Source organism: Puerhibacterium sp. TATVAM-FAB25 (assembly GCF_046535855.1).
GTDB classification, from domain to species: domain Bacteria; phylum Actinomycetota; class Actinomycetes; order Actinomycetales; family Cellulomonadaceae; genus Puerhibacterium; species Puerhibacterium variabilis_A.
Genome location: NZ_JAXUAK010000019.1, coordinates 13,853 through 26,344 on the forward strand (window position 1 = coordinate 13,853; position 12,492 = coordinate 26,344).

A 12,492-nucleotide genomic window follows, 5' to 3' on the forward strand; every position below is an offset into this window, starting at 1 on the left:
CCATGAGCGACTCCCGGAACGTCCCCCCGTCCTTCACCCCGTCGGGCCGCCCGGCGCGCCCGCCGTCGGCCGACGACGCGATCTCCGTGTCGGGCGACCGCCCGCGCAGCGGGCGCATCGCCCGCCCCGACGACGCGGCGCCGGCCGCGGGGCAGCCGCGCGTGCGGCGGCAGTCCTCCCGCGAGATCCCCGTGACGCCGTCCGCGGGCCGCTCGGGCGCGCCGCGCTCCGTCCCCCCGCGACGGACCGGCGGGGCCGCGGGCGCGGCCGGGGCGCAGGCCGGCCGCGACGGCGGCACCCGGCTCATGCCGGAGCGCCCGGCGCAGGCCCCGCGGCGCGTCGCGGGCAGCGCGACGCCCGCAGGCCCCGCCCGCCCGGCGCCGGGCGGTCCCGGCGCCCCTCGCGGCTCCCGGCCCGTGCCGGCGACGGCGGGCCCCGAGCGCCGCCTGCGCGTCCGCAAGGGCCGCGTGGCCGGGCTGGCCGTGGTCGTGGTGCTCCTGCTGCTGCTCGCCTGGCCGGTCGGCCTCCTCGTGTGGGCGAACGGCAAGATCCAGCACGTCGACGCGCTGTCGACCGCCACGGCGACGCCGGGGACCACGTACCTGCTCGCGGGCTCGGACGCCCGCGGCAGCGGCGGCGTCGACGACGCCACCAGCGGCGCCCGCACCGACACGATCCTGCTGCTGCACCAGCCGACGAGCGGCCCCGCCTCGCTCATCTCGATCCCCCGCGACACGTACGCCGAGATCCCGGGCCACGACGCCAACAAGATCAACGCCGCGTACTCGCTGGGCGGTCCCTCGCTCCTCGTGCAGGCGGTGGAGGAGCTCAGCGGCATGAAGGTCGACCACTACGTCGAGATCGGCTTCGGCGGCGTGGAGGACGTCGTGGACGCCGTCGGCGGCGTGCGCCTGTGCCTCGACTACGACGTGGACGACTCCCGCAGCGACCTGGTCTGGCAGAGCGGCTGCCACGAGGCGGACGGGGCCACCGCGCTCGCGTTCTCCCGGATGCGCTACTCCGACCCGAAGGGCGACATCGGCCGCGCGGAGCGGCAGCGCCAGGTCATCAGCGCCATCACCAGCAAGGTGCAGGACCCGTCGCTGCTGGTGCAGCCGAGCCGGCAGGTGTCGCTGCTGGGCGCCGGCCTGGGCGCGCTCGTCGTCGACGAGGACAGCAACGTCGTCGACCTCGGCCGGCTGGCGCTCGCGTTCCGCGCGGCGAACGGCCCCGGGGGCGTCACGGGCACCCCGCCCATCGAGGACCTCGGCTACCGCCCGGGCGGCGTCGGCGCGACCGTGCTGCTCGACCCGGACACGGTCGACCAGTTCTGGGCGGACGTGCGCGACGGCAACCTCGAGCCCGGCGCGGTCGGCGGCCTGCCCGGGTCCTGACCCGAGCCGGCGGCGACTGTCAGACGCCGAAGCCGGTGCGCTGCGCGCCGGAGCGGCGCGCCCGCAGCGCGTCGCCCTTGGCCCGCGCGACCTCGCCGAGCTCGATCTGGAACGCGACCATGCGCTCGCGCAGCGCCAGCGCCTCGGCGTCGGTGCCCGCCGCGAGAATGCGCGCCGCGAGCAGCCCGGCGTTGCGCGCCCCGCCGATCGAGACCGTGGCCACCGGCACGCCCGCGGGCATCTGCACGATCGACAGCAGCGAGTCCATGCCGTCCAGGTGCCGCAGCGGCACCGGCACGCCGATCACCGGCAGCGGCGTGACCGCCGCGAGCATGCCCGGCAGGTGCGCGGCGCCGCCGGCGCCCGCGACGACCACGCGCAGGCCGCGCTCGGCCGCCGTGCGGCCGTACTCGATCATCTCCACCGGCATGCGGTGGGCGGAGACCACGTCGGCCTCGTACGCCACGCCGAGCTCGTCGAGCGCGGTGGCCGCGGCCTCCATGACGGGCCAGTCGGAGTCCGACCCCATGACGATGCCGACGACGGGCTGGGAGGCGGGGGTGGTGGTCACGGGAGGCTCCAGTGCTCGGTGCGGGGGGTTGCGGCGCGGCGGTCTCGGCGCGGCTCTCGGGGCGGGGCGCGGTGCAGGGCTCGGGGCGGGGCTCGGTGCGGTCCTGGGTGCAGCGGCGTCAGGCGTCCTCGCCGCGCAGCAGCGCGGCGGCGGCCCGGGCCCGGCGGCGCACCTCGGCGAGGTCGTCGCCGCTGACGTTGACGTGCCCCAGCTTGCGGCCCGGGCGGATGCTTTTGCCGTACAGGTTGACCTTCGCCTCCGGAAAGCGGCCGAGCACCTCGGGCAGGGCGTCGGTGAGCTCGTCGAGCGTCGAGCCGAGCACGTTGGCCATCACGGTCCACCGGGCCACCGGCCGGGTGGACCCCAGCGGCAGGTCGAGCACGGCGCGCAGGTGCTGCTCGAACTGGCTCGTGACGGCGCCGTCGATGGTCCAGTGCCCGGAGTTGTGCGGGCGCATCGCGAGCTCGTTGACGGACACGACCGGCCGGCCGTCGGCGCCGGGGTGCTCGAACATCTCGACGGCGAGCACGCCCGTGACGTCCAGGCCCTCGGCGATGCGCACGGCGACGTCGCGGGCGGCCGCGTCGAGCTCGGGCGACAGGTCCGGCGCCGGGGCGATCACCTCGGAGCACACGCCGTCCACCTGGATCGACTCCACCACGGGCCACGTGCGGACCTCGCCGGAGGGGCGCCGGGCCACGAGCACCGCGAGCTCGCGGGTGAAGGGCACCTTCTCCTCCACCAGCAGCGGCGGGGCGCCGTCGGCCGCGGCGGCGACCCAGTCGGCGACGTCGTCGGGCGACGACACGACGCGCACGCCCTTGCCGTCGTAGCCGCCGCGCGCGGTCTTCACCACGGCCTCGCCGTCCGGCGCCTCGGCCAGGAAGGCGGCGAGCGCTGCCCGCGCCTCCCCCGGCTCGGCGGGCAGGGCGGCCCAGCGCGGGCACGGCACGCCGACCTCGGTGAGGCGGCGGCGCATGACGATCTTGTCCTGGGCGTGCACGAGGGCGTCGGGGCCGGGGCGCACCGGGGTGCCGTGGGCGATGAGGTCGCGCAGCAGCGCGTTCGGCACGTGCTCGTGCTCGAACGTGAGCACCGTCGCGGGCTCGCCGTCGGCCGGGGCGATCAGCGCGCGGATCGCGGCCTCGTCGGACGCGGCGCCCACGGGGGCGTCCACGACGAGCTGCGCCGCGGACGTGCCGGGCGCCTCGACCAGGACCCGGAGCGTGACCCCGAGCTCCCCGGCCGCGGGGGCCATCATGCGGGCGAGCTGTCCTCCACCGACCACGGCGATCACGGGTGCTGTCACGGGGCACGAGGATACCGGCGCGGCCGGGCCGCCCGGTCCGTGGCAGGCCGCCGTCCGCGGTGCGGGCCCACCCGCACGCCGCCGGCCTGCTGCGGCACCGCGCGTCAGGGGCCCGGGGCGGGGCGGTCAGCCGGTGAAGACCCACCGGCGGTAGGCGACGTACCGGAACGCGGTGCCGAGCACGAGGCCGACGCCGTTGGCGGCGACGTTGTCGGCGAGCGGCGAGGTGAAGCCGAGCACGTAGTGCGACACCGCGAGGCACGCCACGGCCACGAGCATGCCACCCGCGTTCACGACGACGAACCCGACGAGCTCGCGCCCGCGCTGCTGCCGCCGGCGGGCGGCGAAGGTCCAGTACCGGTTGCCCAGCCAGGCCACCAGCGTGGCCACCGCCACCGAGACCACCTTCGCGGTGAGCGGCTTGTGCCCCAGGGCGTCCGAGAGCCGGATGAGGTTGAACACGCCCAGGTCGACGACGTAGGCGAACGCGCCGACGGACCCGAACCGGCCCAGCTCCAGGAGCCGGTGCCAGGCGGCGGCCCGGGCGCCCCACCGGGCGCGCGCGACGGGGCCGGAGGCGTGGGGCGGGGCGGCGGCGGGCACGGCGGGCTCCGCGGGGGCCGGGGCCACCGCGCTCTGCGGCGGCTGCGCCCGGCTGGTCATGCGGCCAGCCTAACGGCCCCGCCTGGGCCCCCGCCGGGTGCGTCCCCAGGCCGCACGCAGGTCCTCAGCCCTGCTTCCGGCGGCGCGGGCGCCGGCCGTGCGCGCTGATCGTGGTGCCCGGCGGCAGCACGACGCCGGGGTCGAGCGTCCGGGGCACGCCCTGCAGGAACAGCGCGAACACCGGCGGGCGGCGCTGGGCGAGCTCGAGCCGGCCGCCGTCGGCCGCCACGAGGTCGCGGGCCAGGGCGAGGCCCAGCCCGGTGCCGGAGCCGGAGGTCATGCCGCGCTCGAAGATGCGCGGCGCGATGTCGTCGGGCACGCCCGGACCCTCGTCGGACACCTCGACGGCCACGGCGCCGGTGGTCCCCGAGGGCCGCGAGCGGACCGTGGTGCGGCCGTCGCCGTGCTTGAGCGAGTTCTCCAGCAGGGTGGCGACCACCTGGGCGAGCGCCCCGGGGGTGGCCAGCACGCGGTGGTCCGGCGAGACGTCGACGACCAGCGCGCGCCCGGCGCGCTCGAAGACCGGCGTCCACTCCTCCGCCTGCTGGTGCATGACGTCGAGCAGCCGCACCGCCTCGGTGGTGCCGCCCTGCGACTTGCGGGACGCGGCGAGCAGGTCGTCGACCACGGTGACGAGGCGCTCGACCTGCTCGAGCGAGATGCGCGCCTCCTCCTGGACGTCCGGGTCCTTCGAGGCGGCCTGGATCTCCTCGAGGCGCATCGTCAGCGCCGTCAGCGGGGTGCGCAGCTGGTGGGAGGCGTCCGCCGCGAACTGCCGCTCGGCGGCCAGCCGCCCGGCCAGGCGGTCGGAGGTGCGGGCGAGCTCGGCGGCGACGAGGTCGATCTCCTCGACCCCCGAGGGCTCGAGCCGCGGGCGCACCTGCCCGGAGCCGAGCTGCTCCGCGGACGCGGCGAGGTAGACGAGCGGCGCCGAGAGCCGGTTGGCCTGCCACACGGCCATCGCCACGCCCGCGGCGATCGCCACGATCCCGGCCGCGACGGTGAGCAGCACCATCTGCGCGGCCCTGAGCCACACCGGCCACGCCGAGACGGTCATGACGACGCTGGCGCGCAGCTCCGTGGAGCGGGCCACCTCCACGGACGGGCCCTCCACGGGCTCGCCCGCCTCGAGCTGGGTGCCGTCGGGCAGCTGCACGAGCACGTGCGCCGGGACGTCGCCGGTGCGGCCGTCCACGCCGCGGGTCAGCACCCCGTCGGAGACGACGTCGCCGCGCTCCTGGGCGGCCTCGACGTTGCGCGCCAGCGTCTCCAGCCGGTCGGAGATGCGTTGCTGCTCGTTGTCCAGCACCAGCCGGGCGCCGGTGAGCCCGAGCGGGACACCGAGCAGCACGACGGCGACGGCGACCGCGGAGATCGTCGCCAGCAGGACGCGGCGGCGCACGGGTCAGGCCGCGCCGAGCTCGAACCGGAAGCCGAGGCCGCGCACGGTGGAGACGTAGCGCGGCGCGTTCGCGTCGTCGCCGAGCTTGCGGCGCAGCCAGGACACGTGCATGTCGAGCGTCTTGGTAGACCCGACCGGGTCGGAGCCCCACACGTCGCGCATGAGGGTGTCGCGCACCACGACCGACCCGGCGTTGGCGACCAGCACCTTGAGCAGGTCGAACTCCTTGGTGGTCAGGTGCAGCTCACGGTCGCCCTGGAAGGCGCGGTGCGCGGCGACGTCGACCCGCACGTCCTGCGCCCGCAGCTCCTCCTCCTCGACCGACTCCCCGTGCGTGCGGCGCAGCAGCGCCCGGACGCGCGCCAGGAGCTCGGCGAGGCGGAACGGCTTGGTGACGTAGTCGTCGGCGCCGGCGTCGAGGCCCACGACGAGGTCCACCTCGTCGGCGCGGGCCGTCAGCACCAGGATCGGGACGGCGAGGCCGCTGCCCCGCAGCTCGCGCGCGACGTCGAGGCCGTCCATGTCGGGGAGGCCGAGGTCCAGGACGACGATGTCAGCGGTCGTCGCGTTCTCGATCGCTCCTTGACCAGTCCCTTGCACCACGACGTCGTAACCCTCACGCGTGAGGGCCCGGGCCAACGGCTCGGCAATCGCCGGGTCGTCCTCGGCTAGAAGCACGTGGGTCATTCCGCCATGGTAGCGGTATCCCGCCAGGTGGCAGACAGGGGTCGGGCGGGCCCGGGGGCGTGTCCGACCGCGTGCCGACCCGGTCCACCCGTGGGGGGACGCGCGCCCGGGGCGACGACCTCTAGCCTGGCGGCCATGGGCTGGTACGAGCGGTGGACCGCGTGGACGGAGCGGCACCGGTTCGCCGTCGACGCGACCGGCGTCGCCGCGACCGGCCTGTGGGTGGTGATCGGCTCCGCCGCCATCGTCTCGGGCGGCGGGGCGTACGGCGGCAGCACGTGGTCCGCGGCCCTGTGGGCCGTCGCCCTCTGGGCGCCGCTGGCCTGGCGGCACGTGCGCCCCGTGGGCGCGACCGCCACCGTGGCCGCCGCGGCGCTCGGCCACGTCCTCGCCGGCATGCCGCTCGTGCTGCCCGCCGACGTCGCGATCCTCGTCGTGCTGTACGCGGTGACCGTGCGGGGCCCGGCCTGGGCCCACCGCGCCGCGATCGCCACCGCGCTCGTCGGCTCGGCGCTGCTCACGCTGTTCTTCTACCTGGTCGTGGGCGACCTGTCCGGCGCGGTCGGCATGGGCCTCATGGGTGCGGTCAGCGCCGTCGCGGTCTGGGCCCTCGCGCTGATGCGCCGCGCCCGGCGCGAGACCGTCGAGGCGCTGCGCGACCGCGCCCGCCGGCTGGAGGTCGAGCGCGACCAGCAGGCCCGCATCGCCACGTCGGCCGAGCGGGCGCGCATCGCCCGCGAGATGCACGACATCGTGGCCCACTCCCTGACCGTGATCATCGCCCAGGCCGACGGCGGGCGGTACGCCGCCGCGACGAGCCCCGAGGCCGCGGCCCGCGCCCTCGGTGTCGTCTCCGAGACCGGCCGCGCCGCCCTGGCCGACATGCGCCGCCTGCTGGGCGTGCTGCGGTCCGACGACGACGCGGCCCCGCGCGTCCCGCTGCCCGGCGGCGCGCCCGCGGCCCTCGACGCCTCTCCCGGCGCACCGGCCGGCGGGGCGGCCCCGCTCACGCCGCAGCCGGACGACGCCGACCTCGAGTCCCTCGTCGCCCAGGCGCGCGGCAGCGGCATGCAGGTGTCGCTGGTGCGGGTGGGCACGCCGCGCCGTCTGCCGCCCGGCGCGGGCCTCACGCTGCACCGCATCTGCCAGGAGGCGCTGACGAACGTGCGCAAGCACGCCGGCCCGTCCCCCACCGTCACCGTGGCGCTGCGCTGGACCGACCGCGCGGTGGAGCTGGCGGTCTCCGACGACGGGCGCGGGGCCGCGGCCTCCGCGGACGGTGCAGACGCGCCGGGCGGCCAGGGCGGCCCGGGCGGCGCCATCGCCCCCGGCGCGCCGGGCGGGCCCGGCTTCGGCCTGCTCGGCATGCGGGAGCGTGCCGCCCTCTTCGGCGGCACGGTGACCGTCGGTCCTCGTCCGGGCGGCGGGTGGCGCGTACGGTTCGCCATGCCGCTGCCGGCGGGGCCGGGCGTCGTGGACGCGCCGGCCGACCGCTCCCCCGCGCCGGCGCCCGGCCTCGCACCAGTCCTTGCACCCGCACCCGCACCCCCACCCGCACCCGAGGAGTCGACGCAGTGACCGACCAGCCGACCGACGGCCCCGTCCGGGTGGCCCTCGTCGACGACCAGCAGCTCGTGCGCGCGGGCTTCCGCATGGTCATCGACTCCCAGCCGGACCTCACCGTGGTCGCCGAGGCCGCCGACGGCCTCCAGGCGCTGCGCGTGCTGCGCCAGACGCCGGTCGACGTCGTCCTCATGGACGTGCGCATGCCGAACCTCGACGGCCTGTCGGCCACCGCGCGCCTCACGGGCGCCGCGGGCGACGGCGCCGACCGCGGCCCTCACGGCGGCTCAGACGGTGGCTCAGACGGCGGCTCCGACGGCGCCGAGGCCGGCCCGCGCGTCATCGTGCTCACCACGTTCGACCTCGACGAGTACGTGCTCGAGGCCATCCGCGCCGGCGCCTCGGGGTTCCTGCTCAAGGACGCCCCGCCGGAGGAGATGCTCACCGCCATCCGCACGGTGCACCGCGGCGACGCCGTCATCGCGCCGTCGTCGACCCGCCGCCTGCTCGGGCACCTCGTCACGGCGCTGCCGCCGGCGGCGGCCCCCGCCGAGCACGAGGCGCTGGCCCGCCTCACGGACCGCGAGCGCGAGGTGCTCGAGCTCATGGCGCGCGGCCGGTCGAACACCGAGATCGGGCAGGACCTGTTCGTCGCCGAGGCGACGGTCAAGACGCACGTGGGCCGCATCCTCGCCAAGCTCGGCGCGCGCGACCGCGTGCAGGCCGTGGTCGTGGCCTACGAGACGGGCCTGGTGCGGCCCGGCGCCTAGGGCTCGCCTACCCTGGCGGCGACGCCGGCCGAGGCGGCCGGCCCGACCGAGGAGGACCCGTGCCCCGACCGCCCCTGCCCGCCGAGCTCGTCGACCTCCTGCGCCGTCCGTACCCCGCCGTCATGGGCACGGTCAGCCCCAGCGGGGCGCCGGTCACCGTCGCCACCTGGTACCTGTGGGACGCCGGGCGGGTGCTGCTCAACCTCGACGCCGGCCGCGCGCGCCTGGAGCACCTGCGCGCCGACCCGCGCGTCTCGCTGACCGTCCTCGACGGCGAGGAGTGGTACCGGCACGTCTCGCTGCGCGGGCGCGTCACGGAGATCGTCGACGACGAGGGGCTGGCCGACATCGACCGCCTGGCGAAGCACTACACGGGCCAGGCCTACGCCAACCGCACGTCGCCGCGCGTCTCGGTGTGGATGGAGGTCACCTCGTACCACGCCTGGGCGGGTGGCTCGCCCTGGGCCACGTCCTGACCGCCGTCCGGCGGACCCGGCGTACGACCACGGGATGACACGGCGGCGGCAGGACCAGCCTCCGGCCTGACGACCGCTGACCTGCGGTTCCGTAGCGTCCTGGGTGATGGGAGCCGACCCTCGTCGGCTCGACCCAGCGACTACAGACCGGAGCACCCGTGGACAGCACCACGTTCGTCCCCGTCGCCGACGCGACTCCCAGCCAGCGCAGCGCCCCCGGCGCCGCGGTGCGGGCGCGCGGCCTGGCCAAGACCTACGGCAAGGGCGCCTCGAGCGTCCGCGCCCTCGACACGGTCGACGTCGACTTCGCCGCCGGCCGGTTCACGGCGATCATGGGCCCCTCGGGCTCCGGCAAGTCGACGCTCATGCACCTGCTCGCGGGCCTGGACTCGGCGACGAGCGGCCAGGCGTTCGTCGGCTCGACCGAGATCACCCGGCTCGGCGACAAGGAGCTGACGCTCCTGCGCCGCGACCGCGTCGGCTTCGTCTTCCAGCAGTTCAACCTGCTGCCGATGTTCACCGCCGAGCAGAACATCACCCTGCCGGTGGAGCTGGCCGGCGGCACCGTCGACCGCGAGTGGTTCACCACCCTGGTGCGCACGCTCGGCATCGAGCAGCGCCTGGGCCACCGGCCCAGCGAGATGTCCGGCGGCCAGCAGCAGCGCGTCGCCATCGCCCGCGCGCTCATCGCCAAGCCGGACGTCGTGTTCGCCGACGAGCCGACCGGCAACCTGGACTCGCGCTCCGGTGCCGAGGTGCTCAGCTTCCTGCGCCGCAGCGTCCGCGAGCTGGGCCGCACGATCATCATGGTCACCCACGACCCGGCCGCCGCCGCGTACGCCGACCGCGTCGTGCTGCTGGCCGACGGCCGGATCGCGGGCGAGATCACCGATCCGACGCCCGAGGCCGTGCTGGCGGGCCTCGACGCCCTGCGCTCGCTCGAGTCGCCGGTGCCCGGTGCCGGCGCGAGCGCCGCCGGGGAGGCGGGCGCCCGATGATCCGGATCACCCTGGCACAGATGCGCCGCAGCGTCGGACGGCTCGCCGCCGCCGGCGTGGCCATCGTCATCGGCACGGCGTTCGTCGCCGCGACGCTGCTGGCCGGCAACCTCATCACCCGCTCCACGTACGACTCCATCGCCGCCCGGTACGCGGCGGCCGACCTCGTGGTCGAGCCCGCCGGTGAAGGCGAGCTCTCGGCGGCGCAGCTCGAGTCCGTCGCCACGACCTCCGGCGTCGTGACGGCCGCCCCGCAGGCGCTGGTCTTCGAAGGGCTCACCCGCGGCAACCGGACCATCTACCAGGGCTTCCTGCCGCAGCCCGACGACTCGCGCCTCATGCCGCTCGAGCTCGCCGACGGCACGATGCCGACGGCGCCCGACGAGGTGGCGCTGCCGCCGGACGTCGCCGAGCGGCTCGGTCTCGGCGTCGGCTCCACCGTGGACGTGGCGCGCGACGTGCCGGTCGACCCGGAGGCGGGCGAGCACGACCAGGTCGTCGAGCAGGTGACGGTCACCGGCCTGGTGGCGGACCCGAAGAACGCCTACGGCATGTACGCCGGCGTCGGCGTGGTCACCCGCGACACCTTCGACCGGTGGCAGGCGGAGACCACGGGCGCCGAGGTCACCTACGCCGAGGCGAGCCTGCTGCTCGCCGACGGCACCGACCTCGAGGCGGTGCGCGCGCACCTGGCCACGACGCTCGGCTCGTCCTTCGACGTCGTGACCCCGGACGAGCACGCCGAGGCCGCCGCCGCCGAGCTCACCGGCGGCGAGAACCTCATGTTCCTCATCTTCGTGCTGACCTTCGCGTCCATCGCGCTGCTGGTGGCCGGCCTCGTCATCACGAACACCTTCCAGGTGCTGGTCGCCCAGCGGGCACGCACCCTCGCCCTGCTGCGCGCCGTGGGCGCCTCGAAGCGGCAGGTGGGCACAGGCGTGCTGCTCGAGGCCGCCGTCCTGGGCGTCGTCACCTCCGTGCTCGGCGTGGTGGTCGGCGCCGGCCTCGGCCAGCTCGCGCTGTGGGTCGCCCGCACCGGCCCGGTCGCGGCGGCCCTGCCCGCCACGATCAGCCTGACGTGGCAGGTCGTGGTCCTGCCGGTCGTCGTCGGCACGCTCGTCACCGTCGCGGCGGCCCTGGTGCCGGCTCGCGTGGCCACCCGCGTGGCGCCGCTGGCGGCGCTGCGCCCGCTCGACGCGCCGACCACGGAGAAGGGCGCCGGGCGCGTCCGCCTCGTGCTGTCCGTCCTCGCCACCCTGGGCGGGTTCGCGCTGCTGGCCGGCGGCGCGGCGCTCGGCACCGTGGCCCAGGAGCCGTCGCTCGGTCTCGCGCTCGGCATCCTCGGCGGGGCGACGTCGTTCGTCGGCGTCGCGGTGTCCGCGGTGTACTGGCTGCCCAAGGTCACCGGCCTGGCCGGGCGCCTGGTGGGCACCACCGGCCCGACGGCCCGGCTGGCGGCCGCGAACACGCTGCGCAACCCGCGCCGCACGGCGTCCACCAGCACGGCCCTGCTCATCGGCGTCACTCTCGTGGCGATGATGTCCACCGGTGCCGCCAGCGCCCGCACCAGCCTGACGAACGAGCTCGACGGCCAGTACCCCGTCGACGTGTCGGTCGAGGGCACGCAGGCCGACGACAGCGGCACGACGGTGCTGCCGGACGCCGTGGTCGACGCCGTCGGCGCCGTCGACGAGGTCGCGGCGGTCGCCGTGCCCGAGACGGGCGTCGCCACGCTCGGCGACGGCACGGCGTCGGACGAGCAGGTCGTCGTGACCGTGCAGGGCGTCGACCGCGACGCGGCGGCGGCCGCGGTCCGCAGCGACGCCGCGGTCGGGGCGCTCGCGCCCGGCACCGCCGTGGTGGCGACCGGGGCGGCCGAGGCCTGGGGCCTGGCCGCGGGCGACCCGATCACGCTCACCGGCGACGCGGGCACCGTGACGCTCGAGCTCGCGACCACGGACGTGGCCCTCGCCGACGTCCTCGTGGTGCCCGCCGACCTGCGCGGCCTCGTTTCGCAGCCGGTGACCTCCACCATGTGGGTGGCCCTCGACCCCGAGGCGGACGTCCGCGCCGCGGTGGGCCACGTGCAGGACGCGGTGGCCGACACCGGCGAGCTGGCCTCGGTCAGCGGCGCCGCCGTCGAGCGGGTCAGCTTCGAGCAGGTGGTGGACACCGCCCTCGGCATCGTGCTCGGCCTGCTGGCCGTGGCCGTGGTCATCGCGCTCATCGGCGTGGCGAACACCCTGTCGCTGTCGGTGATCGAGCGCCGGCGCGAGTCGGCCACGATGCGCGCCATCGGCGTCACCGCCGGCCAGCTGCGCTGGATGCTCGCCATCGAGGGCATGCTCATCGCCGGTGTCGGGGCGGTGCTCGGCATCGTGCTGGGCCTCGTCTACGGCTGGGCCGGGTCCCTCGCCGCGCTCGGGATCATGGGCGACGTGGCGCTGAGCGTGCCGTGGCGGGACGTCGCGCTGGTCGCGGTGGTGGCGCTGGCCGCCGGCCTGCTGGCGTCGGTGCTGCCCGGCCGCTCCGCGGTGCGGACCTCCCCCGTGGAGGCGCTCGCCGCCGAGTGAGGCCCCTGTGCGCCTTGCGCACCTCCCGACGGCGCCCCGCGAGCCTGGCTCGCGGGGCGCCGTCGTCGTGCGGGCACCGGCCGGCT

The 12,492-nt window shown here is 76.7% G+C and carries 11 protein-coding genes; 6 read left to right on the forward strand and 5 right to left on the reverse strand.

Annotated features, from left to right (window positions below):
• The first annotated feature begins 2 nt into the window (after positions 1–2).
• Positions 3–1,394 (forward strand): LCP family protein, encoded by a 1,392-nt coding sequence (locus tag U5M74_RS14260; protein ID WP_410909588.1) that lies wholly within the window; start codon positions 3–5, stop codon positions 1,392–1,394.
• Between the two features lie 19 nt (positions 1,395–1,413).
• Here U5M74_RS14260 and purE read toward each other — a convergent pair whose 3' ends face one another.
• The 5 genes from purE to U5M74_RS14285 all read right to left on the reverse strand — a co-directional run bounded on the left by purE (position 1,414) and on the right by U5M74_RS14285 (position 6,026).
• Positions 1,414–1,923 (reverse strand): 5-(carboxyamino)imidazole ribonucleotide mutase, encoded by a 510-nt coding sequence (purE, locus tag U5M74_RS14265; protein ID WP_410909627.1) that lies wholly within the window; start codon positions 1,921–1,923, stop codon positions 1,414–1,416.
• A gap of 160 nt (positions 1,924–2,083) precedes the next feature.
• Positions 2,084–3,274: a 5-(carboxyamino)imidazole ribonucleotide synthase gene (locus tag U5M74_RS14270; RefSeq protein WP_410909589.1), complete on the reverse strand. Its 1,191-nt coding sequence runs from the start codon at positions 3,272–3,274 to the stop codon at positions 2,084–2,086.
• Positions 3,275–3,400: 126 nt separating this feature from the next.
• A complete protein-coding gene (locus U5M74_RS14275; RefSeq protein WP_410909590.1) occupies positions 3,401–3,937 on the reverse strand; it encodes a GtrA family protein in 537 nt (178 codons plus the stop codon).
• 64 nt (positions 3,938–4,001) lie between these two features.
• Entirely contained in the window at positions 4,002–5,339 is a 1,338-nt protein-coding gene (locus tag U5M74_RS14280) for an ATP-binding protein (RefSeq protein WP_410909591.1), read from the reverse strand.
• A gap of 3 nt (positions 5,340–5,342) precedes the next feature.
• Entirely contained in the window at positions 5,343–6,026 is a 684-nt protein-coding gene (locus tag U5M74_RS14285) for a response regulator transcription factor (protein WP_069984093.1), read from the reverse strand.
• Between the two features lie 135 nt (positions 6,027–6,161).
• Between U5M74_RS14285 and U5M74_RS14290 the strand changes: the two genes are divergently transcribed.
• From U5M74_RS14290 to U5M74_RS14310, 5 genes are all read left to right on the forward strand, one after another.
• Complete coding sequence (locus U5M74_RS14290) at positions 6,162–7,604, forward strand: sensor histidine kinase (RefSeq protein WP_410909592.1); 1,443 nt, start codon at positions 6,162–6,164, stop codon at positions 7,602–7,604.
• Positions 7,601–8,359: a response regulator gene (locus U5M74_RS14295; RefSeq protein ID WP_410909593.1), complete on the forward strand. Its 759-nt coding sequence runs from the start codon at positions 7,601–7,603 to the stop codon at positions 8,357–8,359. The genes U5M74_RS14290 and U5M74_RS14295 overlap by 4 nt, the downstream gene beginning before the upstream one ends.
• 59 nt (positions 8,360–8,418) lie before the next feature.
• Positions 8,419–8,835: a PPOX class F420-dependent oxidoreductase gene (locus U5M74_RS14300; RefSeq protein ID WP_410909594.1), complete on the forward strand. Its 417-nt coding sequence runs from the start codon at positions 8,419–8,421 to the stop codon at positions 8,833–8,835.
• 158 nt (positions 8,836–8,993) lie between these two features.
• On the forward strand, positions 8,994–9,833 hold the full coding sequence (locus U5M74_RS14305; protein ID WP_410909595.1) for an ABC transporter ATP-binding protein: 840 nt from the start codon (positions 8,994–8,996) through the stop codon (positions 9,831–9,833).
• Entirely contained in the window at positions 9,830–12,406 is a 2,577-nt protein-coding gene (locus U5M74_RS14310) for an FtsX-like permease family protein (RefSeq protein WP_410909596.1), read from the forward strand. Before U5M74_RS14305 ends, U5M74_RS14310 begins: the two co-directional genes overlap by 4 nt.
• The last annotated feature ends 86 nt before the right edge of the window (positions 12,407–12,492 follow it).